Annotated in this window: 18 protein-coding genes and 5 pseudogenes; 8 read left to right on the top strand and 15 right to left on the bottom strand. The window is 58.9% G+C overall.

Going from position 1 to position 25,086, the window contains the following annotated elements; all coding sequences use genetic code 11:
• Positions 1–251 precede the first annotated feature (251 nt).
• Both ACNANG_RS26035 and ACNANG_RS26030 read right to left on the bottom strand, forming a co-directional pair.
• Positions 252–1,202: an NAD(P)-dependent oxidoreductase gene (locus ACNANG_RS26035; protein WP_407792381.1), complete on the bottom strand. Its 951-nt coding sequence runs from the start codon at positions 1,200–1,202 to the stop codon at positions 252–254.
• A pseudogene (locus ACNANG_RS26030) lies at positions 1,199–1,570 on the bottom strand (RraA family protein); the annotation flags it as partial. The pseudogene ACNANG_RS26030 and the gene ACNANG_RS26035, both read right to left, overlap by 4 nt.
• 83 nt (positions 1,571–1,653) lie before the next feature.
• On the opposite strand from ACNANG_RS26030, the gene ACNANG_RS26025 reads away from it, so the two are divergent.
• Positions 1,654–2,364 (top strand): substrate-binding domain-containing protein, encoded by a 711-nt coding sequence (locus ACNANG_RS26025; RefSeq protein WP_420227709.1) that lies wholly within the window; start codon positions 1,654–1,656, stop codon positions 2,362–2,364.
• Positions 2,365–3,106: 742 nt separating this feature from the next.
• Here ACNANG_RS26025 and ACNANG_RS26020 read toward each other — a convergent pair.
• The 6 genes from ACNANG_RS26020 to ACNANG_RS25995 all read right to left on the bottom strand — a co-directional run bounded on the left by ACNANG_RS26020 (position 3,107) and on the right by ACNANG_RS25995 (position 10,283).
• The gene (locus tag ACNANG_RS26020) at positions 3,107–3,565 is read right to left on the bottom strand and encodes a DUF6527 family protein (protein WP_407792379.1); all 459 of its coding nucleotides are present in this window, start codon (positions 3,563–3,565) and stop codon (positions 3,107–3,109) included.
• Complete coding sequence (locus tag ACNANG_RS26015; protein ID WP_407792378.1) at positions 3,562–4,740, bottom strand: ThiF family adenylyltransferase; 1,179 nt, start codon at positions 4,738–4,740, stop codon at positions 3,562–3,564. The genes ACNANG_RS26020 and ACNANG_RS26015 overlap by 4 nt, the downstream gene beginning before the upstream one ends.
• The gene (locus ACNANG_RS26010; RefSeq protein ID WP_407792377.1) at positions 4,715–5,464 is read right to left on the bottom strand and encodes a multiubiquitin domain-containing protein; all 750 of its coding nucleotides are present in this window, start codon (positions 5,462–5,464) and stop codon (positions 4,715–4,717) included. The genes ACNANG_RS26015 and ACNANG_RS26010 overlap by 26 nt, the downstream gene beginning before the upstream one ends.
• A gap of 84 nt (positions 5,465–5,548) precedes the next feature.
• Complete coding sequence (locus tag ACNANG_RS26005) at positions 5,549–8,932, bottom strand: UvrD-helicase domain-containing protein (RefSeq protein WP_407792376.1); 3,384 nt, start codon at positions 8,930–8,932, stop codon at positions 5,549–5,551.
• Complete coding sequence (locus ACNANG_RS26000; protein ID WP_407792375.1) at positions 8,920–9,501, bottom strand: hypothetical protein; 582 nt, start codon at positions 9,499–9,501, stop codon at positions 8,920–8,922. The genes ACNANG_RS26005 and ACNANG_RS26000 overlap by 13 nt, the downstream gene beginning before the upstream one ends.
• On the bottom strand, positions 9,501–10,283 hold the full coding sequence (locus tag ACNANG_RS25995) for an RNA polymerase sigma factor (protein WP_407792374.1): 783 nt from the start codon (positions 10,281–10,283) through the stop codon (positions 9,501–9,503). The genes ACNANG_RS26000 and ACNANG_RS25995 overlap by 1 nt, the downstream gene beginning before the upstream one ends.
• A 648-nt stretch (positions 10,284–10,931) precedes the next feature.
• On the opposite strand from ACNANG_RS25995, the gene ACNANG_RS25990 reads away from it, so the two are divergent.
• The 5 genes and pseudogenes from ACNANG_RS25990 to ACNANG_RS25970 all read left to right on the top strand — a co-directional run bounded on the left by ACNANG_RS25990 (position 10,932) and on the right by ACNANG_RS25970 (position 17,191).
• Positions 10,932–11,975, top strand: coding sequence for an adenosine deaminase family protein (locus ACNANG_RS25990; RefSeq protein ID WP_420227708.1), 1,044 nt, complete (start codon positions 10,932–10,934; stop codon positions 11,973–11,975).
• Positions 11,972–12,532: a non-canonical purine NTP pyrophosphatase gene (locus tag ACNANG_RS25985; RefSeq protein ID WP_420227707.1), complete on the top strand. Its 561-nt coding sequence runs from the start codon at positions 11,972–11,974 to the stop codon at positions 12,530–12,532. Before ACNANG_RS25990 ends, ACNANG_RS25985 begins: the two co-directional genes overlap by 4 nt.
• On the top strand, positions 12,529–13,332 hold the full coding sequence (locus ACNANG_RS25980; RefSeq protein WP_407792371.1) for an SIR2 family protein: 804 nt from the start codon (positions 12,529–12,531) through the stop codon (positions 13,330–13,332). The genes ACNANG_RS25985 and ACNANG_RS25980 overlap by 4 nt, the downstream gene beginning before the upstream one ends.
• Positions 13,333–13,357: 25 nt before the next feature.
• Positions 13,358–14,071, top strand: a pseudogene (locus tag ACNANG_RS25975) (mechanosensitive ion channel family protein); the annotation flags it as partial.
• Between the two features lie 732 nt (positions 14,072–14,803).
• Positions 14,804–17,191 carry an EAL domain-containing protein gene (locus tag ACNANG_RS25970; protein WP_407792370.1) on the top strand — a complete coding sequence of 796 codons (2,388 nt, stop codon included), beginning with the start codon at positions 14,804–14,806 and terminating at the stop codon, positions 17,189–17,191.
• A gap of 235 nt (positions 17,192–17,426) precedes the next feature.
• Here the strand turns inward: ACNANG_RS25970 and ACNANG_RS25965 are convergent, their stop codons facing one another.
• Positions 17,427–17,567, bottom strand: coding sequence for a chemotaxis protein CheB (locus ACNANG_RS25965; protein WP_407792369.1), 141 nt, complete (start codon positions 17,565–17,567; stop codon positions 17,427–17,429).
• Between ACNANG_RS25965 and ACNANG_RS25960 the strand changes: the two are divergent.
• Positions 17,566–17,916, top strand: a pseudogene (locus tag ACNANG_RS25960) (histidine kinase); the annotation flags it as partial. The gene ACNANG_RS25965 and the pseudogene ACNANG_RS25960 overlap by 2 nt on opposite strands.
• Here the strand turns inward: ACNANG_RS25960 and ACNANG_RS25955 are convergent.
• The 5 genes and pseudogenes from ACNANG_RS25955 to ACNANG_RS25935 form a co-directional block, all read right to left on the bottom strand.
• A pseudogene (locus tag ACNANG_RS25955) lies at positions 17,916–18,462 on the bottom strand (fumarylacetoacetase); the annotation flags it as partial. The pseudogenes ACNANG_RS25960 and ACNANG_RS25955 sit on opposite strands and share 1 nt — an antisense overlap.
• Complete coding sequence (gene hmgA, locus ACNANG_RS25950) at positions 18,459–19,742, bottom strand: homogentisate 1,2-dioxygenase (RefSeq protein ID WP_407792411.1); 1,284 nt, start codon at positions 19,740–19,742, stop codon at positions 18,459–18,461. The gene hmgA and the pseudogene ACNANG_RS25955, both read right to left, overlap by 4 nt.
• Positions 19,743–20,030: 288 nt before the next feature.
• Complete coding sequence (locus ACNANG_RS25945; protein WP_407792368.1) at positions 20,031–21,041, bottom strand: Bug family tripartite tricarboxylate transporter substrate binding protein; 1,011 nt, start codon at positions 21,039–21,041, stop codon at positions 20,031–20,033.
• A gap of 38 nt (positions 21,042–21,079) precedes the next feature.
• Positions 21,080–21,484, bottom strand: a complete 405-nt coding sequence (locus tag ACNANG_RS25940) for a hypothetical protein (RefSeq protein ID WP_407792367.1) — start codon at positions 21,482–21,484, stop codon at positions 21,080–21,082.
• 257 nt (positions 21,485–21,741) lie between these two features.
• Positions 21,742–22,632: pseudogene (locus ACNANG_RS25935) on the bottom strand (FAD-dependent monooxygenase); the annotation flags it as partial.
• A 153-nt stretch (positions 22,633–22,785) separates the two neighbouring features.
• On the opposite strand from ACNANG_RS25935, the gene ACNANG_RS25930 reads away from it, so the two are divergent.
• Positions 22,786–23,682 (top strand): LysR family transcriptional regulator, encoded by an 897-nt coding sequence (locus tag ACNANG_RS25930; protein WP_407792366.1) that lies wholly within the window; start codon positions 22,786–22,788, stop codon positions 23,680–23,682.
• Positions 23,683–23,687: 5 nt separating this feature from the next.
• On the opposite strand, the gene ACNANG_RS25925 is transcribed toward ACNANG_RS25930, so the two are convergent.
• Complete coding sequence (locus ACNANG_RS25925) at positions 23,688–25,007, bottom strand: citrate/2-methylcitrate synthase (protein WP_407792365.1); 1,320 nt, start codon at positions 25,005–25,007, stop codon at positions 23,688–23,690.
• Positions 25,008–25,086: the final 79 nt, after the last annotated feature.

Genomic DNA, 25,086 nt, shown 5'->3' with positions numbered 1-25,086 from the left:
TCCGCTGCTGCGATCTTGGACGGAAAAACGCCCCTGGAAAGATCGGGTGGCGTGAGGTGTTCCCTACTTGACGTTCGTGAGCCGGAGCATGATGTGCGGCACGTCTCGCTTGGGCGTGATATGCCAGCGGCACGTCGAAACGATTGGTCCCACATGGCCTCAGGCATGTCGGAATCTGATCCGGCACCCCCTTAAGGCCGGAGTCCACCATTACGACGGGTCGGACCATTCACTTCGGGGCCAAGGCCTTTTCATCCGTGTTCGGACCGAAGCACTGAGAGGATGTTTCTTGCGGCGCATACGGCCATGCCGCGCAGGCCGCCGTTGGTGGTACCGCCGACGTGTGGCGTCAGCACTGCATTGGGGGTGAAAGACCAGGGCGATTCGGCGTCGATCGGTTCGTCGAGAAAGCAATCGAGACCCAACAACAACTCTTTGGCATGCAAACGCTCGCGCATGGCGGCTTCGTCGAATATGCCCGCGCGGGCGGTGTTGATCACGATGGCGCCCTTGCGCAGCAGGCCAAGGCGCCGGGCGTCCAGCAGGCCGCGAGTAGATGCGTCTAGCGGGCAATGCAGGGATACGACGTCGCTCGCGGCCAGTAGTTCTTCCAACTCCAGCTTGGTGGTGCCGGCGGGCAGCTGACTTGCTTGCTTGAACGGGTCGCAGACGGCCACATTCATGCCGATGGCCTGCGCAAAACGGACTACGCGGCCGCCGATGGAGCCGCAACCAATGACGCCGAGCGTGGCACCGGACAGCTCTAAGCCCATGTAGGATTGCTTGTCCCAGTGGCCTTCATGCATGCGCTTGTCAAGCCAGCTGATTTTGCGAGCGCAGGACAGGATTAGCCCCAGGGCCAGCTCTGCGACGGCTTGACTGTTGGACCCCACGGCGGGGATGGCCTTGATGCCAAGGCGGCGCGCTGCCACCTGGTCGATTGCGTCCATGCCGACGCCATGCCGGCCGATGACCCTGAGCTTCTGCGATGCCGACTGCACCGGCTCGCTGATCTTTCCGTAACGCGAGAGGATGGCGACCGGCTGCTCGAGCCGAACCAGGCCAACAAGTTCGTCTTGCGTGAACCGCGCGCCGGTGTAGCAAAGGCGGAAATCCTTCAGCAGGTCCACTGCATCAGGGTGGATCTTTTCTTCGGTGATGACGATGGTTTCTTGGCTGACGGGATCAGGGCTGGTAGTCAAAGCGCCTCTCCCTCGGCCAGCACGCCTGCCGTGCGCAGCGCCTTGTCGAGCCATGTGGCTGCGGTGGCGCCAATGGCGATCGACTTGAGACGCCTAGCTTCGTCAGCAACCTTTGCGTGGGCCAGAGGAATCAATGCGGCCAGTTCGTCTCGCTCGACTATCACGACGCCATCGTCGTCCGCCAGAATAAAGTCACCGGAATGGACCGCGACACCGCCCATCGAAATGCGGTGACCAATGCGGCCTGCAACATTTTTCGTCGGGCCGTTCGGGCAGGTACCGACGCAAAATACAGGAAAGCCCAAGCCCTCGATCTCGGCGCTGTCGCGTATTGCACCATCGATCACGACGCCGGCAATGCCGAGCTTTGCTCGAGTTGGAAGATGCGTTCGGTACCCCCATGTTTGACCGCACGCTCAGGGCATCGAGGCTGACTAGAAGGGGCGAAGAGATGTTCGTTATCGCCAAGGACCTTCTAGAGAGGCGCGAGGCAGCGCTGGAGAAATTCGCTCAGGTTGAACAGCCCGAACAACATCTGCGCATTGGAGTCACCGAGTTGGTCGCCATGACTTGGTTGCCGCGTTTTGTCACAGCGGTGGAGACGCAGTTTTCGAGGACGTTGTTTGAACCCGACGTCGATGACAGTTTCAGTCTTCGGAACAAGTTGCTACACGATCAGCTTGATATTGCGATCCTCCCGGACCTGTTCGAAGACAGCCGAATTGCCAAAAAGACCGTGGGCAAGGTCCACAACGCATGGATGTCCAAACCTGGTTTGCTTGGCGGGAAAAGCCTTAACGTGCATGACATCGCGGCTCAACGCGTGTCGACGCAAGGTGGCCGATCGGTAACGGGTTTGCTTTACGAGGAATGGTTCTGCGCGGCGGGCATCAACTCAGCGAATCACATTGTGAGCAACAGCCTTGTCGCCATCATCGGCATGACGGTGTCAGGCCTTGGCGTGGCGCATCTTCCGAAAGAGTGTCTTCAACCTATGATCAACTTGGGCATGCTCGAGCCACTACAAGTTTCTACACCCGTGCCTGACGTGAGTTTTGCGGCCGCGCACAAGGCCGACCGACACAGCACCGTCATCGATATGCTGGTGGAAGCAGCTCAAGCCAGCTGCGATTTTGCGCAGGCTTTCCAGGCTAGCGAGTAATGTTTGGACCCATTAGCGCCATTGCGCAAGAAGCCAGTTGTTGCCCGGTTTAGTTGACCGTACATACTTGGGCAGTATGTACGGTACGTTTCGGTGGTGTGATTTGGGCTTGGCCGCGAGAAAAATCAACTTCAGCGGCTAGAATTTTGATAGTTTCCGGTGCTGCAGCGATGGTGCATTTACATGGGCGCTCCAGCAAGAGAAGTTATCGAAGTGAAAATTCCTAGCGGTTGATAAATTTGTCCCCAATTGCCTACTCTTCCGGCCAGGAAGGGCGGTACATAGTTCCAGCTGTTGTAGACCGAAGGCGCTGGATGCCCAGGACGAAATCAGGCCCGGTGGCGAACCTGTCGTTGTGCTCCTGAGTGCCGTTGACCATCATCACCTGCGGAATGCACCGTGCTGACAACGTTGGGTATGCGGCTCAACGAGGAGCCCGTGTGCTTGCGGTCAGCAGCGTGTCAATGGCCATCATCGTGCTGAAGGTTAGCGCGTCGACGTTTCCCTTCATCCCACCCTCTTTGCTCCAGCCTGCCAGTGCGGAATGCCCACTGAAATCATCTGACTCCGTTCATTCTGCCGACCAGCAATTGCATTTTCTACTGCTGACTGTTGAGTACACGAGCTGGGTCTACCGCGTACTATGGGCAGGGTTAGCGCCCGCGACATCCGGATGGCTGCAGCCGTATCTACCGATTTGGGCTGATCGGGAGAATGACTTTGGGCACGTGTGGCAATGTTTTTAACGTAAACTTACGAACCATGACTTGACGCGCGACCAGATTTTTTGGGCAGCTGAAGTCGTAGATGCGGCCCCCTCCGTCGGCCAAGAATTGCCTGTCTGCACCTCGTTCTGCTCGCGGTAATGCGCTGCTTTGGCCGTCTTGTCGCGAAGACGCTCCGCTTCGATCTGCGCATTTGTCCATGAGCCAGCCTCCAGCACGCGGCTTCGCTGGATCACATAGTGCGATCGGCACTTCTGATTCCAGTTACCCACGGACGGATGCAGCGAGACGGATTCACCATCGAACGTCATGCGCCAGTCGGTCGGCGTAAACGGCGTTACCACGCGGTCGCCACAGCCGCAGCAACACGAGTGGACTGCCGTCGCATACTCCATCGCGATGTAGAGCACGCCGGGGTCCAGCTCGCGCGGGACGTTGCGGACAAAGCGATGCTCCAGGGTCTGGTCGCGCATCATGGCTGGTCTCCATTGAGCAGCATGTTGCCATCGGTGGTGTAAGTGCTGTGGTGCTCGTTCTCCAGGTCTCGGTAGAACCCACGGAGCTTCTTCCACTTCACGACCGACAGGCACGCATTTAATGCGTTCAAGTCCGCCACCTGTATGTTGGAGGCGTAGACGTCCCGATCACCGCCACCCTCGAAGGAGATGCGGCCAGCATGGACATGGTCGCGCTTCCCCTGCGTGCTGGTTGTCACCCGCAGGATGCCGCCCAAGCTGCCATTGGAGAGTTCTAGGCCCATTCCAACGTCGATGAACGACACGCCCAGGGCCTCCAGCTTCGCGACCACGGCACGCTTCTCCTCGCCCGCATCCATGCTGATGAATGCGAAGGTGATGCCCTCGAGAAGGCCAAGCGTTGCCGCCTCCAACTTCACACAGTGCGCCACGATGCCCCGATGCATCCGCTCGTAGATGCCTTTAAGGTAGCGGACCTTCTTTGGTGCGTCCCGCAGTTCCTCCAGCGAAGGTGCCCCGGGCGCGCGGAATGCATTGTGCGACAGGAAGTCATCGTCGTCGAACAACCGGATTTCCTTCACTGGCGTCTTCGCGACCAGGTCAAGGATGTAGCCACCCGTACCGCCGGTCCCCAGGATGCCAATGACTTCGTTCTCCAGCTTAGCGGCCAAGGCTCCCAGGCCGACCCGTCCGGAGGCCGTATCGAGGTAGTTGAAGACGCTGATCTGTTCATCGTCATCGGTGCCACAGAACACCCGGGGGCTGATGCCAGGCTGCAGGACTGCGGCTGGACCCGCCAGAATGGTCGCGTAAGTCGACATCTTGGCGTAGTAGTCCAGATAGCCCTCGGGAGGCTTGTTGGAAAAGCTGTGCTGCGCCGTCAGGCCGTACCCCAGGTTGGTATTCGGCGACTGATGCGAAATCGCAGGCAATGGCGTGCCGTCGGCGTTGCACGGGAAGTCGCCGTCCCAGTGGATCACGTGTGTCTCAGGCCGTCGGGTCTGGTCACCGGCCAGGTCCAGGCCAGACACCAACGTACCGGTGCGCACGCGGCGCTGGTCGTCAACGTAGGGAACCTCCCGCATCACCAGGAGGTTGCCCTCGATGCGGACGAAGTAGCCTTCGGAGCGGAGACGGGCCAGGTCCGGATTAAGACTGAACAGTTCGCGTGACATTGAAGATGCTCCCATGCTTCTTGACTTCCACAGAGCCGCCCTCGCCGAGTTCACCGGCATGGGGGAGCGAGGCCGCATTGCGGTACGTCATCGAGAACTTGACGTTGGTCTCCACCGGCGCGTTCGGATGGGATAGCTTGACGACCTGCTCAAAGGTGACATTCTTGTACGGCACCGTTTCCTCGACGGCGTTGACCACGATGACGTAGCCCTTGTTCGGCCGCGGGGCAGTGATGAACCGCTCAATGCCGGGTTCGGCGAGGTTAATGCGGTCGTCGGGTTCGATCAGCCGGTCTTCACCGCCCCGAACCTCGAGAAAGACAGCCTCGTCGGACGACGGATCGGCCAAGTCGTACAGAACGCTGCCGGGCAACTCGTCGCGGCCCCAGGCCATCTGGCGGTCGTTCAGCTTGAACTTGAAGTCACGGTCGGACTTGAACGCGATGAAGCGCTCAGCACCCTTGCCGCGTAGGTCCACCATTTCATCCAGCCGGACGTCCTCGAAATCGCCCGAGTCCAAGAGCGCGAAGAGCAGGTAGTCAGCGCGACGGTCGAGGCCGGCGCTGTCGAGAATCTGCCTGCCGGTGGGAACCGGGTCCGACACGTCGATGTGACGGAAGTTCAGGCCTTCTAAGCCAAAGCGAATGCGGTAGGCGGCAGCCTCGTGCAGAGGACGGTCCTCACGGATCGCGTCGCCAACGTCATCAAAATTAGGGTGTTTCATAAGGTCCTTGTGGTTGCTGGGGCGAGGTTTTTTTCGCTTACAACCCTTTAATCGGACCCACCGGCCGTCGCCGGTAAACTTTCTTCAGAAGTTTTTCGAGAGAGTGCCTGGCGGCACGGCGCCGCACACGAAGAAGGCCGGGCAGTTAGGGCAGGTCATGTCTGACGCCTTGGCCCGGAAGTTTCCTCCGCGGATGTCACGCAGGATGTTGCCAAGTTTGACCTGCTGGTTGCTGAGCACCTTGGCTGAAAAAACCAAAGGCGTTGCCTCGGCATCGGCCAGAGAAACCAGCTCCACGACCGCATCTGGAAAGGCAGCACGGGCCGCTAGTACGAATGCGGCGGCGCCTACGTCTTTGCCTTCCTGGCTCGAAGCGTGTCCGGTCTTGACCCGGCGCAGCGTTCGAACGCCGTCGCGAATCAGGACTTCGTCAGGCCTGACCTCCACTTCGTGGTTGTCAAAAGTAATGCGCAGCGCGGTGGGCGCTTCAACCTCGGCACCAACCCGGGAATCCAAGTAGTAACCCAACATCGTGTTGGCAATGGCCCGATAGTCCTCGACGTACCCATGTTCGTGAAGCCCTTGGGTGACGAATGCCTCCGCGAGAAGCGCCTCGCATTGGCCGGTCGACGCAGCCTCTTGGGCGACGACCTTGCGATAGACCTCCCGGATTGCCTCGTGCATCAGCATGAAGGCGCTCATGCGTCGACGGCCGCCGACTTGCAGCAGATGCGTGTAGAGGAACCGTCGCTCACATGATTCATAGAGCGAGACTGCCTCGGAACTGAAGCGCGGTGTACCGAAGAATACCAGCGGTATTGGTGCGACATCCGGGGCCGGAGGCAGGACCGTCAATGGCGTGACCAGTCGCCGGCTAACGGCACCAATGCGGTCAAGAAACTTTGACAGCGGTCTAGAAGTGCCGTTGGACTTCGCCGTGGCGCCATAAAACATTAGATGGTCCCTCGCCCGAGACATCGCCACGTAGAAAAGGCACTCTTGCTCCTCGTTGTGCGCGGCCCGTGCGATTTCGTCCGGGTTGCCCTCTCCTCCGGTGACCATACCGGTCGGCGGTGGGCACTTGGAGGGTCGGATAGCGCCGGGGATGGAGTCCTGATTCACGCCCACCATGTGGACCACGGGAAACTCCAAGCCCTTGGCGCCATGAATCGTCATCAGGCGCACGGCATCAATGCCCTGAGCTGCCGCGGGCAGTTGCCTGAGGTCCCTGTCGTCCCGGAGGCGGAGCAGCCTGCGCACACGGTCGGCCAGTCGCTGGATCGGAAGCCCTTGCCCCTTAGGCTGGACTCGCGCGAAGTTCATGAACTGCCAGATGGCGATGCCCTGGGCCTGATCAAGGACGCTGGCGGACGAGGCGATGCGCGCGGGCAGCCTGGTTCGGTCGAGCAGGAGAGTCGCAAGCACTGTCCATGGTTGTGACGAGGCGTCGAAACCGTTCAGCGCTGCACTCAAATCAGCCAGCGCGGCCTGCCCGGCTGGAGTGACATCCGGCGCTCCTTCCCGCCAAGCGCCAGGCTGAGCTTCGGTACTTCGAAGGTGCTCAAACACCCGTATGACGTCCTCGAACGTCATTGCGAACTCTGGCCAGCAGGCAGTGCGAACAAGGCCCATGGCACGCTTGTCCACGAGGAGCAGGAGAACCGCAACAAGGTCCTTTATCTCGGTGCGCTCGAAGAGGCTGCCCAGGAACAGCACGGGCACGCCGGCGCGCTCAAGCTCCTGCCCGGTGTCGGACAGCCTGTCGTTGCCCCTGCACAGAACTGCCTGATCGCGGTACCGAAAGCCTGCTGCCCGGAATTGCTCGATGCTGTCGGCCAGCGCCGAGGTCAGGAGCGAGCCTTCGGAAACCGTGATGACTTCAGGTGGCGCGCAGTCGGCGGCACGGTCAGCCTCAAGCGCGGTGGGGCCATCAGCGGCGCTCATGGTCGCCGCGAAGGTAGAGAAGGCGCCTACGATTTTTGACGTCGAGCGGTAGTTGATGTCCAAGTCGTCTCGGATACCTTCCGGGAAATCCTCGCGCCCGAACCGAGCCATGTTAAACGACGAGGCCCCCCGAAACCTGTAGATAGACTGCTTGGCGTCCCCGACCACCCACAGGTTCTCCCCGGTGGGTTTGAGTGCCGTCAGGAGCCGCACGCTGCTTCGGTTCACGTCCTGGTACTCGTCAACCAGCACGTGGTCGTAGTCGCTCTGGAGCTGGGTCCTGACAGCTTCATCGCGCTCCAGCAGAAGAACCGGTTGCATGATCAAGTCCCCGAAATCGACGCATCCAGAGGCGGCCTTGATTTCCTCGTAGCGCGCGTAGACCCTCGCAACCTCTTCAACCCGTTCAACTGCTTCGGTAGTTGCAGGGTCGGTCGCAGCCGCACGCATCGTCTGAGCCAGGGCGAGGTAAGTCTGCGGGTTGGCGACCTCGTCTTTGGCTCGGGAGACCGCGGTCAGGATGTCGGCTACCGTCTGCGACGGGTCATATAGGTTTCGGTAGTGCTTTAGGCCGAGCCGCGGGAACTCATTTTCAAGCAACTCAACGGCCTCAGTACGGTCCATCAGCCGAGGGTTCGTGGACAGTCCGCACCTGTCGTTGAACCGCCTGAGGATGTCTAGTCCGAAGCTGTGGAATGTACCGATGCACAGCGCGGCTGCCTCCTGCGGGCGCTTTTGGGCGATCCGCTCGGCCATCTCACCCGCGGCTTTGTTCGAGAAGGTCAGTAGCAGGATTCGCCTGGGATCAACGCCTTCGTCGAGTAGGCTTTCGACGCGGGCAACCAGTGTGCGTGTCTTGCCCGTGCCTGGCCCGGCCTGGAGCAGAAACGCGGCACCGCGGTGGGTGGCGGCGGTTTCCTGCTTCTTGTTCAGGGGGATTTCGACTAGGTTTGCTGCGGCGGGGACCGGGAAAGCGGGAAGCAGCAGGGCGTCCAGCATCTGCTGCGCGACGACTTCAAACGGAGCCCCAAGGCGAGTTGCTATGGTGGAACATGTGTGGCCCTGCACCACGTGCAGGTCGATCACCACGTGTCTTGGGAGCAGTAACTCTCGCGCGAAGAGGTCCATCTGGACCTCCCGCCGTTGCCGCCGGCTGTAATCGACAACGCGGTCCATTCCGATGGGTGCGGCTTCCGAGGTCCGGGCCGGGTCGATATTGCTTGTGGGTTGGCGCTCCCCTTCGCCATCGCCAAGTTGTGCATGCCCGATTTCGTGCGCAACCAGAAATGCTTGGTCGAAAAGCGACCCTTTGGCCTCATGGATGATGAGGGGAATGTCTGGGTCAAAGGAGGCCCGTCCACCGTCCAGCAGCGAACTATCGGGAGCACAGGTCTCGACCTTGATGCCGAGGTTCTTGGCTATGCTGACCGCGAATTTATACGGTACCCACGGATTACCCCCGCGCAGCACGGCCTCATCGTGTAGCCGTCGAGCATGCTGCCGACCCAGCTCTATAGGGTCCATGGCTGCTCCTCACGGAGCAGATCGGCAATGTGCGGGTCGTCAAGGCCGGCGTCTCGCAGAACCTTTTCGAAGGAGACCTTCTCAGGGGATGTTGGTCTGACGGTGGACTTCCTTGCCCGAGCCATGGGGGCTATCGCAGGAAGCGCAAGATACGAGATTAGCGTCTCGGTCGATGTCTTCAGCGCCTCAGCCATCTTTGCGGCCATGCGCTGGGGCAAGGTCGCGACGACTATTCGACGTTCTTTGAACGCAAGGCCAACCTGCAAGGGAAGAGCCAGCATTTCGATGGCCTCGGTGAAAATCTTGGCAGGGCCAGCTTGCAGTGCCTCCAGCGTGACCACGGTTTCCCGGAGCCGAGACATGCCTGCCGCGACAAGTTCAAACTCCGTGGCACCAGGCGGACCATCGTCAGCGACCTCGCGCATGAGCTCCATGGAAAGGTCTACCAGGGCCAAGGAATGCCCGGGATACTGTGCGAGGTATCGCTGCAGAACACCAGTTCCTGGCTCAAAGTCCATGGCGAACGCCCTCAGCACATCGCCCTCAGTGATTTGTGCCTGCTTAGCCATTACCTCATCCCCTTGCGCTCAAGGCGCAGCTTCAGGGACGCAAAGGCCTTGTCACGATGCGTGCGGACGGTCTTCTCCGATTTCCCTACGACCTTACTGATGGACTCGACCGAGGGGTCATTGGACTCAATGGGAATATCTTGGCGCCACATCACAACGATCCTCCTTTGCAACTCAGGTAGGCTTTCAATCGCCTCATCTAGGAAAAGCCGGTAATTTTTTTTGTCGAGTTCATCCGAGTCGAATGGGGTGGAGTAACCGACTGCTGATTCAACCTGCACCGATACCTCGCCGTCCTCGGTTTCAAGCTCAGCAGTCCGGTTTTCGTGCTTCCAGTGGCGGTCGTTGGCGTCGCGACGATCTGCCGCGACCGCGCCATTGAAGTTGACTTCGTAGTAGTCGAGGCGGTCGTCGTACTGGTTTCGGTCGCTGAGTAGCAAGTCAACGAAGTTATCGCGGACGGCCTCGCGGATGTTCATCCTGGTCATCGAGACCGTTTTTCCGTCGGCGTTGGCGACTGAGGGAACTCGGCGGGCAACACGGAGTAGAAGCTTCTCGGTCAGTTTCTCGCGGTGGGCGCCGGGGGCCGCGTTGCGCACGACGTACAGCAACGTTTCGGAGGAGACGTACCCTGGGGCGCTAACCTGCCATAGGTCAGCACGACGCTCCAGTTCTGCGGCACTCATTCCAGCGATGGCTTGAATCTCAGTCTCTACCTTTTCTCGCCTGAAGTAAGGCGTGCCGTCGAGCTTGTGCTTACGAAGGGGGCGCCCTATGACCATGCCTCAGGCCTTACCCGTGACAGGGCGTGCTATCAGTAGGAAGAAGTTCATAGCTCTCGCAGCTTATGGTTCGCCGTTTCGCGTCTTATGCCTCGGTCTAAAGCATAAAGCATTTCATCGGTTCTAACCGTACATACTTGATCAGTATGTACGGTACTTTTCGCTAGCGCTACTTGCATCCGGCGGACGAAATTTAGCAGCTAAAGCGCTCTTCAAACTTGTTGAATCGGGAGTGATGCAAGGAAGGCCCACCTTATGCCGATATCCCCTATCAAGACAGTATTCGAACTTTGTGCGCGGGCACAGGGTTATCGGTATCTACCTACTAAGTTGGCGTTTATGTCCCAAAGCTTCCCTACGCGCCGAAAAATTTTAGCGGCTAAAATTTCGTCTGCGAACCATTTGTACTAGTTATTGCTTCGAGTCGAGCTGCTTCTGGGCCTTTGGTGACGCCGAGTGCGTGTAGCCGCTGCTAATTGACGGCGCGCAATAGGCACTGCGCGTTCCATAACCACAACAAATTTAAAGTGGGTTCCCTTCGCACTTAGACCTGGGCATTTAGCAGCTTTCCCGAACCCGTTACGACACGAAATAAGGGCCCGCGAGCTGAGATGAGCGGAGCGCTTGATAAGTAGGTGGAGACGACGATTGGCTGAACGGCAACTTGACTTACCCGGGATGCTGGACGATGCCCTCTCGGTCGAGGAGGCAGATGAAGGTGTTGTTGCGGGCGGGCCTGACCGAGGTGAACTTCATGTGCACTTAAACGGGGCGATTCCAACGTCGACCATCCGACAAATTCTCGCGGACGAATGCACCGTGCTTCCAGCGGGGTTTGACTTTGCGCAAGACCTCGTCCGGACAACGCCCTGCCTCTCTTTGGCTGAGTATTTGAGGCCTTGGCAAGTTTTGCGACTGCTTCCAAAGAAGCGCGAGAATCTTGATCGACTGACCCTCGCGGTCTTAGAGGGCCTGGCGGAAAACAACGTGCGCTTCGTTGAACTTCGAAGCAGCGTTTTGTACCTTGCGACGCTCCAAAAGTGTTCCCCCGCACAGGCGTTAGAGCGTCTTATCGTCACAACTGGTGAAGCTGCACAACGCCATGGAATCCGTCGGGGCTTGATCCTCACAGTGACGCGAGGCGACTATAGCGCAGTTAGTTTAGCTAGCCTTCTGGAGGCTTACCAAGACCTTGGTGAGCCGAGAGACGTGATCGCGCTCGACCTAGCTGGAGACGAAGAAATCGCATATCCGGCGGAATTGCCTTCGCTTTTTCGGAATGCCAAAGATAAGTTTGGACTCGGAGTCACGATCCATGCTGGTGAAACAGGCCGCGTGGAGAACGTCCGCACGGCCGTTGAGCTATTTGACGCAGATCGCATTGGCCATGGGACAGCGGCAGGCAAAGATCCTGAGCTGTTGGAGCTCTTGTCCGCCAAAAGTATCTGCATCGAAGTTTGCCCCATCAGTAACCGGCTTACTGGTGCAGTTCCTCCGAGCGAGGCTCATCCGCTCCAGCAGTTCCGACGTTACGGCGTTCCATTCGTCATATGCTCGGATAACCCCGCCATCCACGAACGCGGCCTAGCAGACGACCACGCCGCTGCATTGGCCGAAGGTTTGTCAATAGGCGATATGCAACAGCAGTATGACTTAGCCAAGCGTTACTCATTCATAAAGGACCTCACTTGAAAATTCGGTTCATGTCAAACAACAAGCACAAGATCGAGGAAGTGCAGCGGATTCTTGGTTCCGTGGGAGTCGACGTTGTACCAGTGTCCAAGAAAATCGAGGAGATTCAGACCGAGGACGTTGAGCGGTTGGTGCGCGACAAGCTAATCAAGGCGTTCGAGGCAGTTGGTCGTCCGTTATTTGTCGAGCACACAGGCCTCTATTTGCATGGCCTTAATGGACTTCCTGCTGGCTTGACGCAGATCTTCTGGGACAACCTACAGGCGGATCGCTTCGCCTCACTCGTAAAAGGCCTCGACGACGCTAGAGTCACCGCTAAGACATTCCTCGCATATTGCGACGGGCATGAAATACACACTTTCGAGGGGAGCGTTAATGGGATTGTGCCGTGCAAACCTGCCGGCTCGACTGACTTCCAATGGGACTGTGTATTCGTCCCGGACGGATTGACTCAAACCTTCGCTGAGATGGGGAAGGCTAAGGACGAAATCTCCATGCGTCGCAAAGCACTCGACCTGTTCGCAGCTCACCTTAAATCGCAGAGAGTTATAAAGTGAAAAATGAACTTCTTGATGTGCATCGCGCCGGCAAGCTGATGTTATTTGTGGGTGCCGGAGTTTCTCTAAATGTTGGTCTGCCTAGTTGGAGTGCTTTGATTGGCCATATCGCGGAGGAACTTGGATATGATCCGACGATCTTCGCTACTTACGGCAATTATTTGGCCCTTGCCGAGTTCTATAAAAAGAAGAAGGGAAGTCTTGGGGCGCTGCGTAGCTGGATGGACCGTGAATGGCACAAGCCTGAAACGGACATTGGCAAGTCAGACATTCATCGCCTGATTACAGAGGGCAACTTCCCTATGATTTACACCACGAACTATGATCGGTGGCTCGAGTATGCCCACGATAAATTCAACGTGAAGTACGACAAGGTCGCCAGTATGGCCGATCTTGTATCCGTCACGAATGGTCGCAGACAAATCATCAAGTTCCACGGTGACTTCGATGCAGACGACTCGATTGTCCTTGATGAGACCAGCTACTTTGAGCGGATGGACTTCAATACACCGCTGGATATCAAGCTACGGAGCGACGTGCTCGGAAATTCCGTTCTCTTTATCGGCTATAGCCTGAACGATCCCAACATTCGTCTGCTGTTTTATCGCCTCACTAAAATGTGGGGCGACTGTGCCCTTGCCTCTGCCCGGCCGAAATCCTACATTTTCACGAATCGTCCAAACCCGGTGGCCCAAGAAGTCCTGCGTCATTGGGGAATCGAAATGATCGTGTCAGAGGAGGACGACCCAAAGAAGGCGCTCACTAACTTTCTTCAGGAGTTGGTGACCGATCTAAAATGAGATGGGGAAAGCGCTCCAGAGCGTAGTCATCGGCGGCACGAGCAACGTCCTAATCGGCCTAGTGGCGGTTCTGCTAGGCGCCGGGTTGCTGGACCTGCCGCCGCGATGGATGGACCGCGTAAGCAGTCTCTGGTTCGTTGTGGTCATGCTGCAGGTTGCCTTGTGGGGGACGCGAGCGATTTCGTTGGCGATGACGCATTACGTCCATGCGAGACTCGGGGAAGAGGCCCGAGTTAGCGCCCTTTCTTCATTGTTGATGTGAGGGGCAAAGGTGCTGCTGTGGGCGGTTGTGCTTCTGGCCATGCTGTCCGACCTTGGCGTCAACATTACTGCGTTTGTGGCAAGCCTGGGCGTGGGCGGCATTGCCATCGCGCTGGCGGTGCAGAATATTCTTGGCGACCTATTTGCGTCGTTGTCGATTGCGGTCGACAAGCCGTTTGAGATCGGCGACTTCATTGTGATCGGCTCCCTTGCGGGCACTGTCGAACACGTCGGGTTGAAGACCACCCGGATCCGTAGTCTTGGCGGCGAGCAAATCGTGATGGCCAATACGGAAATGCTGAGCAGCACAATCCAGAATTTCAAGCGCCTCAACGAGCGACGCATTGTGTTCCAGTTCGGCGTCACATATGACTGCACCGCTGCCCAGGCAAAGCAAGTTCCTCAAATCGTGGAAGACATTGTGCGATCGATCGACCGCACTCGCTTCGACCGCTCGCATTTCAAGGGGTTCGGCGACCGGTGCAGCTTACCGCATAAGCAATAAGCGATATCCAACCTGCGTCCAACTGCAAGTTGGAACTGTTGTCCTAAAGTAATACCTCAAAATCCCCCACTTCATTTTTGGCCGGCGTAACGTTCCAGTTAACGTTCGCCACTAGCTCATAGCGTTCGTCAGCTGCCTCTACATCGATAGGCATGCTTGCAAGCTTGGCTGCGCAAAGAAAGCACCGCTTTTGGGCCCTCTCTTCTCACCGCAACGTGTAAGCCTTGAGCTTGCAAAAGCTCCTTTGCAAACAGTGCCTGTCCGTTCCGGCCAGGCTCGTCCTAGGCTTGCTCCGTGCCTTAGCCAATCTGTGCAGAGCTCAGCTTGATTAAGCCCCTGCCGTGCGGACGGAGCGCAAGGTCGCATGACTTTGGAAGTACGAGAATCGTCATGCTTGAATTTGATGACGGGAATCGGGTTGTGGGAATTCGTGAGCACCGTGGTCGACATTCGCTTGTTGCCAGTTGCGGCCTACCTTTCCGCGACTCTGCCCTCCAGCCCGCGATGACGACGGTGCACCGGCACCTTCGCCGGATCTACGAGGCTTTTTCGCCACTAATTTTGCATGGTGATTATGGCCGTGCCTCTGCTAAGATCCTTCGCCTAGCCTGACGCTGCTTGACGGCGGGATGCACTGCTTCCCGGCCGGTGATCCGACATCCGGCAACCACTGCGTTATCGATAGACGTCCGTCAGTTGCCATGCATGTTTGACCTTCTCGTATCTGTCGTCGACTGCATGAAGCACATGCACGATCCGCGCCTGCTCGGGGCCGCCGGTGTGGTTTGCGCTATCGGCGTTTACGCATCGTTCGCCATCGCAAGTCACGCGGCTCGTGCAACAGGAAAGCTCCGCGCGCGGTGGGGGCTTGTAAGCATTCTCTCCAGCGGATGTACGGCATGGGCGACGCACTTTATCGTGCTACTCGCCTTCCAGCCTGGAATGCCCTCGGCATTCGAGCCGACCCTGACGATTGCCTCGTTGGTCTGTGCCATTGTTGGTATTGGCGCCGGTGTTTCGATATCGATACGTTCCCGTCATGCTCATAAGCACTTCGTAGCAGGCCTGGTACTCGGTCTCGGCATCGTGGCGCTCCATTACGTCGGTCAGGCGGCCTATCTGGTCCAGGGCACGATCACCTGGAACCTGTGGCTGGTGGTGCCGTCTATCATCATCAGCCTGCCGCTAAGTGGTCTGGGCATGGTCGCCGCCGGCCACCGTTCCCGGGTGGTCAGGCGAGCGGCTGCCCCACTATTGCTGCTCTCGATCGCTGTGCTCCATTTTTGCGGCATGGCGGCAATGAGCCTGCACTTCGATCCTTCGAGGACATTTCCCTTGGACGCGGTGTCGCCGGCAGCCATCACGCCATTGGTAGCCGGTGTGTCGCTGGCCTTGATCGCCCTGGCGCTGACAGGGTGGCGCTTCGACCTTGCAGCGATCGCCCGCCTGCGGCAGGACCGCCGTCGACTGCGTGAACTGGCTGACGTTGCGCTCGAAGGGCTGCTCATATGCCAGGATGCCGTGATCGTTGCGGCAAACAACAGTATGGAACTCCTCGCCGGCTACGGATCCGGTGACCTTGCCGCCGCCCGCGTCGAGACCTTGTTTCCCAAGGTGGACTTTGCCCAGCTTCCCGAGCGTGAAGAGCGGGAAGCCGACCTTATTACGCTGGGGGGCCGGATCGTACCGGTGCGCGTCTTGCGATGCAAACTAGCTCTGGGTCACAAGATCCAGACGGTCATTGCGGTGCGGGACCAGCGCGAACGCCTTCGAACCGAGGCCAGGATCCGTTTGCTTGCGTTCAACGACTCGCTCACCGGGCTGTCGAACTCCGGCAGCTATGTCGAACGATTGCGTCGCCTGACCAACGAGGGCACGCCCCTTGCCTTGCTCAGTATTGATCTGGACCGCTTCAAGGCCGTCAACGATCAATTCGGCCATCTGGTCGGTGACGAAGTTCTGCGTCAGGTAGCCGCGCGTCTACTCTCGATCGTGCAGCCCGAAGATTTCGTCGCGCGGGTCGGCGGAGATGAGTTTGCGATCATATTGACCGGGGAAACCGTCACCCTGCGGGCGAGCAGCATTGCCCATCAAGTGGTCGAGCGCCTTGGCGAACCGTTTCCCACAGGGCGAGCCGTTGCCTATTGCGGGGCCACCGTGGGTATCGTGCTGGTGCCCACCGGAGCGACGACTGCGAGTGAGCTGCGCCAGTGCGCTGACCTCGCGCTCTATCGCGCAAAGGAACGTGGACGCGGAAGCGTGTGCAGCTTCGATCCCGAGATGGACGAGGCATCGCGTGACCGCCGCATGCTTGAGGGTGACCTTCGGACCGCCGTCGCCAACGGAGATGTCAAGCTTGTCTACCAGCCGGTGCTGTCGACAAAGAGCGGCCACACCACGAGCGTGGAGGCGCTCGCCCGGTGGACGCATCCTCAACGGGGTCCGATCCCACCTGATATCTTCATTCCACTAGCGGAAGAGTGCGGGCTGATTGCAGCGCTCGGCGAGTCCTTGCTGCGGCTGGCCTGTACCGATGCCATGGGGTGGCCAGGCGGCCTGCGCGTTGCGGTCAACTTGTCGCCTTTGCAGTTCCAGGCCGGCAACCTGAGCGAGACGGTCCAGGCCGTGCTCCAGGACACAGGGCTTGCCGCCAACCGTCTCCAACTCGAGGTGACGGAACGCCTCGTCATCCGCGATGTGGATCGAACATTCCTGGAGCTGGAACGGCTAAGAGCGCTGGGCATCCAGATCCTCATCGATGATTTCGGGGTGGGATATTCCTCGCTCAGTTACTTCGAGCGTTTCCCCTTCGACCAGGTGAAGATCGACAAATCCTTCGTCGATCAGATCACGACGTCGCGCGCAGCCCGTGCCATTGTTCAAGCTGTGGTCGGCTTGGGCGAGGAACTTGATATGGGGATTGTGGGTGAGGGGGTCGAAACCGAAGAACAGATGCTTGCGCTGATTGCAGCGGGCTGCACGCATCTGCAAGGCTACCTCTTCAGCAGACCCCTAACGCTTGAGCAAATGAACGACGGGTTGCCTGCCATTTCCTCGCAAAATGGACGCCCTCTGATCAGCATGGTCGCGTGAAGGTGCACCCTTGATATTATTTTTACTGACACCTGGTCATGTGGCGCGACGGCCAAGAAAGCCTCACCGATCGGGAACTCACGTCGCGGTATGTGCCCCTTCTACTTGCCTTAGCTGCGCAAATTTCGAATAACGCGACAGCGCGGCCGCAGATGTAAAAGCAAGAGCACCAAAAGGAACATGTACCGTGAACGCCTCACTTAACCAAACGGCTTCTGCTACTCCGTTAGCTCGCTCACAGTGCTCGATTCTGCCCGTCGCGGGCGACGCGTCTCATCACCATCACGGGACCGCCCGCATGGTTAATCGCCGCCAATCCGCTCGAGCCATCGTCAAGCGATCCTGAAAGAACGACCCCATCATGCGATCGCCCCATGGCTAGCGATGGAATCGAACAGGAGATCAACCGTTCGACTTCCATATTCCCGTTCGCTCTCGCCTATCAGCATGCCGAAACTGCGTTAAACAAGCGTGAGGTGCAACTGCTACGTGCTGAGTTGGAAAAGACCAATCAGGGCCTCGTCGCGCTTTACATCGAACTTGACGAAAGAGCGGAAGCACTTAAACAAGCAACGGACCTGAAAAGCAGGTTCTTGTCTTATATAGCCATGAATTCAGGGTGACGGTCGGCTCAATTCGCAGCGTGGCCCGTCTGTTGGCTGACAAGGTCGGCGGTTGCGCTTAGCGAGGAGGAGCAGAAGCAAGTAGCTTTCATTCAAACTTCGTTGGGCCGGCGCACTGGCGTGCCGCTCACAACGACCGACGATGCGCGACCGTTGTGGCCGATCGGAAGCTCCAGCGAGTTGGGCATCAGCACGTTCTTGGGGTCACGGAACAATGCGCCCACATTGGTGGCGTGTTACCGCGACGAATAGAAGTCGGTGTAACCGGGAATGTCGAGCGGTAGATGCATGGTCGCCTGCGACAGCGCAACCAGCGCCGTCTGCCGCAAAGCCACGTCGTCACGCTGGGTAGCGTTGTCGTCGGCCAGTAGTTGCGTCAGTTAACGGCGAACGCTGCGCCACGTGTCGGGGCCCGCCGCGATGAATGGGTTGAGCGTGCGCTGGGCAAAGCGGGGCTGGCGCCTTCAACGGGCCACGCGTTTCCAACACCGACAGGTCGAGAATCTCGTCGCCGATCGCCACGCCCACGCGCGGCTCGGCCGACGCTGCGGTGGTGAACACGCCGAACGGCAGGTTCTGGACCGGGAAGTGCGAGTCCGCGGGATATGCGGATGGCATCCAGCTCTTTTGAACGGTCGCTCGGGTCATGGGGTTTCCGGGGAAAAGTGCCGAGTCAGGTCCTGCCAGCACTGGAAATAGTTGGCTTGCAATTGCGACGACGCCATCGCGCGTTGAGTCGGCTTGATGATGGTGCGGGTCTCGAACATGAAGGCCATGGTGTCGCCCAACTTGTGAGGGGAGCGGGTATCGGCATTCGATGCCGTCTCGAACGTGCCGGCATCCGGCCCATGGCCCGACATGCAATTGTGCAGGCTTGCGCCGCCGGACGCGAAGCCTTCGGCCTTGGCATCGTAGGCGCCATGTACCAGGCCCATGAATTCACTGGCCACGTTGCGGTGGAACCAGGGCGGCCGAAAGGTATCTTCAGCCGTCAGCCACCGCGGCGGGAAGATCACGAAGTCCAGGCTGTCGACGCCGGGGGTATCGGTGGGAGCATGCAGCACCAGAAAGATCGATGGGTCCGGATGATCGTAGGTGATCGAGCCGACCGCATTGAAGCGGCGCAGGTCGTACTTGTAGGGCGCGTAGTTGCCATGCCAGGCCACCACGTCGAGCGGCGAATGCCCGATCCGCGCGCGCCACAAGGCGCCGCTGAATTTGGCGACCAGATCGAACTCGCCTTCCACGTCTTCATACGCCGCGTTGGGCGTCAGGAAGTCGCGCGGATTGGCCAGGCCGTTGGACCCGATCACGCCCAGGTCGGGCAGGCGCAGCAAGGCGCCAAAGTTTTCGCACACATAGCCGCGTGCGTCGCCGTCGGGCAGCGTCACCCGGAAGCGGCAGCCGCGCGGGATAACGGCGATTTCCTGCGGCTCGATGGTGACGCGGCCCATCTCGGTATCGATCACCAGGCGCCCCTGCTGCGGCACGATCAGCAGTTCGCCGTCCGCGCTGTAGAAGAAGCGCGTCATGGATTGATTGGCGGCGTACAGGTGGATGGCGCAGCCGTCCATCGCGTCGGCCGACCCGTTGCCCGCCATGGTGACCAGGCCATCGACGAAGTCGGTCGGCGTGTCGGGAAACGGCAGCGGATCCCACCGCAGCTGATTGGGCGGGGTCGGCGGCACGCGACTGAAGTCGCTGACCAGGCGGCCGTCATCGGGCAGCGGTTCAAATGGCAAATGCACGGCGGCCGGCCGGATCCGGTACAGCCAAGACCGGCGGTTATGGCTGCGCGGCGCCGTGAACGCGGTGCCGGACAGTTGCTCGACGTACAGGCCGTACGGCGCGCGTTGTGGCGAGTTGCGGCCCTGGGGCAGCGCACCCGGCAGGGCCTCGGTCGCGAATTCGTTTGCGAAGCCCGACATGTAGCCGGCGTCGGACGCAAAGCCGGCGTCGGACGCAAAGCCGGCTGCGGGCTGGCCGGACGGAGTGGCGGATAGGGACGGCGAGTTCATGAGCATCCTTGTTGAAAAGTGACGCCGCGCAGCGACATCAACGACGGCGGCAATATCGGCATCAGCGGCCATGAAGGCACGGCAAAGTTAGAAGTGATGAGCGAGCGCTCTGCCTACTTACTGAGTCTTCATAGCTGACGAACGAAGCGCTTGGCCGACGACTCAAACTTGTCGCCACCGGCAGAATCCTTGAAAAAATCACGGCGACTCGGCGGAGAGCCGGCGTTCCTCGATGAGCTTCTTCCAACGCTGCATGTCTATCTTCACAAGATTTGCAAAGTCCGCTGGCGTACTCGAGGCAGAGGTCAGCCCTTGGTCGCTCAGGACTTTCACGACGTCCTTATCTCGCGCTGCGCGTGCCACGTCTTGGTTGATCTTATCAATGACGTTGCGTGGTGTGCCCGCAGGTGCCGTTAATCCGATCCATAGCGAAGAATCGAAACCATGCACACCGCGTTCGTCTATCGTAGGGGTGTTCGGTAGTTCGGAGGCCCGCTTCTGCCCGCTAACCGCAAGCGCCCTCAATCGGCCAGTGTTAACGAAAGGCATTAGCGTGTTCGGTATGCCGAACATCACTTGTACTCGCCCGGATGCCAAGTCACTGACGGCAGGCACAGCACCGCGGTACGGAATGTGGACCATTTCAATATGCGTCATCGACTTGAACAGCTCAGCAGTCAGGTGATGCGGCGTCCCCACGCCAGCCGATGCATAGCTGAGAGTCCCTGGGTGGTCCTTTGCATATTTGACCAACTCTTCGACGGACGTCACCGAGAGGTCAGCGTTAATGGCTAGTAGGATGGGCGCCGTCGCAATGAGCGAGATCGGTTCGAAATCCTTGATCGGGTCGTAACCCACACCTACATTGCGGTACAGCGTGGGGTTCATCGTTAACAGGTTGTTGGGTGTGATAAGCAATGTGTAGCCGTCAGGCCGTGCACGAGCCACCGCGGCCGCGCCAAGGTTGCCACCGGCGCCTGGACGATTTTCCACGATGACAGGCTGGCCCCAGTACTTGGCCAGCTTTTCGCCCAGTACGCGAGCGACGACATCGTTGCTACCACCAGGGGTGTAGGGAACTACGAACTTGACAGGTTGCTTTGGGAAGGCTTCCTCGGCTGACCAGGCAGTCACGCCAGCGAACGAGGTTGAAATGACGGCACAAAATATCGCCAGGCGTACAAATTTACTTCTGAACAAAACAGACATGGCTGTCTCCCGTATTGTTTTATTGCCACCGATGCTGTTCAACGGGCACCGCGGACGACATCTGCGATCTCTTCAGGCTCCGTCACAACGTTGCCGCGCCAGGCGACATGGCCGTCCGGTCGCACGAGGACGACGTCGTATTCGTACAGAGTACGAACCTCGCCCTCGTCTAGATCCACGACGGTCGACGGTACACCGCGTTCGGCTAGGGCGGCGTGCAGTGTCCGAGCTTGTTCGAGTGTCTTGGGCGAAAGATTCAACACCACGAACCCCGCCCCGAACAGGTCCAATGTCGAGCGCCCGTCTGCAAGCCAAACGTGGGGTGCTCGCGAGCCAGGGCGTGTCGTGGGCACATAGGTTCGGAAGTCATCGGGCGTCGGCGGAGAGCCGTCCGGCATGCAAATCGGCGAGGCTTCATAGCGGTGGCCGATTTGCAGACCCATAGATTCCCATTCCACCCGAGTGGACTCACGCAACCTCTGTCCCAAGGAGGAGCGCGTGAGCTCACCCTCGACCGTGTCGTCACACACCGCCCCGGGATCTGGCGTGTCCTGCCAAGCCTTGAAGTTCTGCGTGGAGAAACTGATATTTCTCGCCGCAATTGGTCTGCGTTCGGTTTCGTAGCTGTCGAGTAGCCGCCCTCCCCCCAACCCTCAAGCAAACCCTGCAATTTCCAACCGAGATCCAAAACCTCCTGGATGCCTGTGTTCATTCCCATGCCGCCGGTAGGTGACATCGTGTGGGCCGAATCCCCAACGAGGACTACACGTCCATCGAAGTACCGTTCAGCGAGCATCTCGGTTCGTCGCCAGGGCGTCACCGACATCACCTCGAAAGGGGCGTCGCCCCCCAAAGCGAGACGCACCCAGGCATTCGCGTCGAAGGTAGCAAGGTCCATTTTGTCCTGCGACCCCAGCACTGTCAGGCGCCAGAGGTCAGCGCCATCTACGACGGTCAAGTTGCCCCACATCCCCTGTGGACCCACAAACATGTAGCGCTCAGCCTCGCCCATCGGATGACGAGAGGTCAAACGTGGCGCGTGAAACAGGATGTTGATGGAGTAGCTCAGTAACCGTCCCTGCATAGCGATCCCGACCTGCTCTCTCACGGTGCTGGTCGCCCCGTCACAGGCAAGTAGATAGCGGGCCCTGAAAGATCGAGGCTGCCCTGTGCGCAAGTCGGTAGCCTGTGCAGTAACGTACTCAGTCGTCTGCTCCAAACCGACGAATTCGTGCTCGAAGCGAAGGCGCGTGCGCGTGTTCTTTGCGGCGGCGTCTGCGAGGATGGGCTGAAGCCAGAGCTGAGGACAACGCTGTTTTTTCTCTGGCGTCTCGGGCGGTGTCGGGGTGTCGCGCATGCTTGGGTACGGCTCACGCCCAAGGACGAACCCGTGCAGTGATGTGCAGAACACCATGGAGAGGTCATAATCCTCAGGGAAGCCACACGCCCGGACGTTCTGCGCGATGCCCCACTGCCGGAATGCTTCCATGGTGCGTATTGCAACTAGGCCAGTACGCGGATGCTCGATTGACCCATCGCTTCGCTCAAGAAGGACTGACTCGATATTCCGCCGGCCTAGCTCAATGCTCATCGCGAGACCTACCGGGCCGCCGCCCACGATTAGCACTGGCGTATCAACGACATGTTCCGACATCTGCTGCCTCTTCCTTTTCGGTCTGAACGAGTCATGGTAGTGACATAGGATTTGCTTACCCAATCAATTTTCGAGACTTTGCTCATTCACATGATGAATATTAGGAACTTCGATCTAAACCTTGTGCGCGTGTTTGTGGCGATCTACCAGCAGCGCAGCGTTTCGCTTGCAGCAGACGCGATTGGATTGAGCCAACCTGCGATGAGCAATGCGTTGCGCCGCCTGCGAGACCAGTGTGATGATGTTCTGTTCACTCGATCCGGTAGGCTGATGGAACCCACAACTCTGGCCCATGCGCTCTTCACGCCGCTGGAGCAAGCCATCGGCAGCGTTGAGACGTGTTTTGCCAACTTGTCTGAGTTTCGACCGGAATCCAGTGACCGACAATTTCGAATACTTATGTCGGATGTCGGCGAAATGATGGTGCTTCCGCGCCTGGTTCGCGCTCTCGCGAAGCTCGCGCCTACCGTGTCTTTAGAGGCCTTGCGACTGCCTTACGGGGACTACCCGCATGCCTTGCGCAGTGGACATGCAGACCTTGCTATCGGCAATGTCGAGTTCTTACGTACAGGGTTTTATCAACAACAGCTCTTTGTTGATCGCTATGTATGCATTGCACGCAAAGAAAATCCGGAACTTTGCGGGAAGCTTACGCTGGCGAGATATTTGGCACTTCCACATGTCATTGCCAAAGGGGGTAGCGCAGACACACTGGTTGACGATGCATTGAGCAAACGCAGGGGGAGACGCAACGTGCGGCTGACTGTTACTCACTACCAGCGTAGCGCTGCCATCGTCGGCCAGTCGGATCTATTGGCAACCGTGCCGGCCCAAGCGATCGAAGGCATCGATACGCTTCAGCACGTGGCATTGCCCTTCCCTATGCCGCGCGCGCAGGTGCGCCAGTTCTGGCACCGGCGAGCGCATACCGATGCTGCGCATAAATGGCTGCGACAACTCATCGTTACGCAAGTACGCGAATCATGACTATGTCATTTCCGGCGTTCTGACGGGGACCCCATGAAGTACGCTCTGGGCCGGAGCATGACGCCGGTTAAGCGTTGTTCGGTGATGTGAGCCAGCCAGCCTGCCGTCCTGCCCAAACTGTGCAAATAAACGGCGGTGCCGCGAGGCAGACCAAGCGTTCGCGAAAGGACAACCAGGGCCGCAAACAGATTGGGGTATCCGCCGCCCTCCAGACTGACCGTCTCTAGGAAACTTAGCAAAGTGTCACGTGTGCCCATAGGATCAGGTAACGCTTGAACGTACTTCAAGAGAAGTTCAGCGCGGGGATCTTGTTCGTATAGAGGGTGGTCGAAGCACGGAATGCTTAGAGTCCTAGCCGCGGGCACCGATCTGGGCGCCGGTGAGCGAAAGAGGTCGTCGAAAAAGTCCTCAAGATCCATCACGCCCCCTGCCTGCATGGGTCCGGCTTGTGCCATAAGCGCTGCTGCGACACAAGCAAAAGCGTCAACGCCCGTGGATGCCGCGATCCTTGCACAAAATGTAGGAGCAGACAGCTCGTTGTCGACACTCAGGGTCAACGCCGCAGTCAGCGCTGACCGGGCCTCGTCACGATCCTTCGACGCTTCCAAGCCGAAGCCGCGAAGCACGCGATCTGCAATGAACTCGTCAGTCGAGCCACGCTGATAGCCGGGCTTGGGACCGAAATAGCCGCTGATCCCAGCAAAGCCGCTTAATAACTTCACGCCGCTACCGCGGATGTCAAGGTGCCGATCCCGATCTGGAGCAGCCAAAGCGCTTGACTCGAGCGCGATGCCGGCAAGCATTCGCAATGGCGCCGCCGGAGCACCGCTACCCGCAATGCCAAGGCATACCCTCTCAGCGTCCTTGTCAAACTGGCGAGGCCAAGGCTTGTCACGAATGGGCGGCAGGCCTGACCAGATTAGATCCGCGACATACTCCAGCGAGCGACCAGCACGCGCCAAATCGGTTGCTAATTGCCCGCGGTAGCGTGGCCCTTGACTGGTGACCTCGCATACCCACGTCTGCAGTATGGGCTCGCCGTAGCGCAGCACCTGCGCCACAGGCTTGGAGGCACCCTTAGCGGTCGTGCGGGTCTTGAGCTTTTCGAGGTCCGACTTTCGATAAAGGCTAGTTTTCTTGCCTGGTTCGCTGTAGGCCTTAATGAGCCCACGGCTCACATAGGTATATAGCGACTCCTTCTTTACTCCAAGCATGATCAGCGCCTTTGCGCGATCGACATATTCGACGTCGTTCACCCGCCGGACAGTGCCTGGCAGGTCTTCGGGCGCATTCGTCCGCGCAGGATGTCGTTCTGAGTCAGTCATTGTGAGTTTCCACCAAAGCGGTTGTCCATCGCAATTATAAGTCGATCGACTAGTCGATCTATACATCGATTGTCCATGG

Origin of the sequence: Pigmentiphaga litoralis (genome assembly GCF_048632615.1) — a bacterium.
GTDB lineage: Bacteria > Pseudomonadota > Gammaproteobacteria > Burkholderiales > Burkholderiaceae_B > Pigmentiphaga > Pigmentiphaga litoralis_B.
Note: the sequence above shows the minus strand (reverse complement) of the source record. Positions and strands in the feature narration are given on the sequence as shown.

Bases quoted from the DNA above. Each gene is read 5' to 3' on its own strand.
- ACNANG_RS26025 (WP_420227709.1), top strand. From the start codon at position 1,654: ATGTTCGTTATCGCCAAGGACCTTCTAGAGAGGCGCGAGGCAGCGCTG.
- ACNANG_RS26020 (WP_407792379.1), bottom strand. From the start codon at position 3,565: ATGATGCGCGACCAGACCCTGGAGCATCGCTTTGTCCGCAACGTCCCG.
- ACNANG_RS26015 (WP_407792378.1), bottom strand. From the start codon at position 4,740: ATGTCACGCGAACTGTTCAGTCTTAATCCGGACCTGGCCCGTCTCCGC.
- ACNANG_RS26010 (WP_407792377.1), bottom strand. From the start codon at position 5,464: ATGAAACACCCTAATTTTGATGACGTTGGCGACGCGATCCGTGAGGAC.
- ACNANG_RS26005 (WP_407792376.1), bottom strand. From the start codon at position 8,932: ATGGACCCTATAGAGCTGGGTCGGCAGCATGCTCGACGGCTACACGAT.
- ACNANG_RS26000 (WP_407792375.1), bottom strand. From the start codon at position 9,501: ATGGCTAAGCAGGCACAAATCACTGAGGGCGATGTGCTGAGGGCGTTC.
- ACNANG_RS25995 (WP_407792374.1), bottom strand. From the start codon at position 10,283: ATGGTCATAGGGCGCCCCCTTCGTAAGCACAAGCTCGACGGCACGCCT.
- ACNANG_RS25970 (WP_407792370.1), top strand. From the start codon at position 14,804: ATGTTTGACCTTCTCGTATCTGTCGTCGACTGCATGAAGCACATGCAC.
- ACNANG_RS25965 (WP_407792369.1), bottom strand. From the start codon at position 17,567: ATGGGGCGATCGCATGATGGGGTCGTTCTTTCAGGATCGCTTGACGAT.
- hmgA (WP_407792411.1), bottom strand. From the start codon at position 19,742: ATGTCGGGCTTCGCAAACGAATTCGCGACCGAGGCCCTGCCGGGTGCG.
- ACNANG_RS25945 (WP_407792368.1), bottom strand. From the start codon at position 21,041: ATGTCTGTTTTGTTCAGAAGTAAATTTGTACGCCTGGCGATATTTTGT.
- ACNANG_RS25940 (WP_407792367.1), bottom strand. From the start codon at position 21,484: ATGGGTCTGCAAATCGGCCACCGCTATGAAGCCTCGCCGATTTGCATG.
- ACNANG_RS25930 (WP_407792366.1), top strand. From the start codon at position 22,786: ATGATGAATATTAGGAACTTCGATCTAAACCTTGTGCGCGTGTTTGTG.
- ACNANG_RS25925 (WP_407792365.1), bottom strand. From the start codon at position 25,007: ATGACTGACTCAGAACGACATCCTGCGCGGACGAATGCGCCCGAAGAC.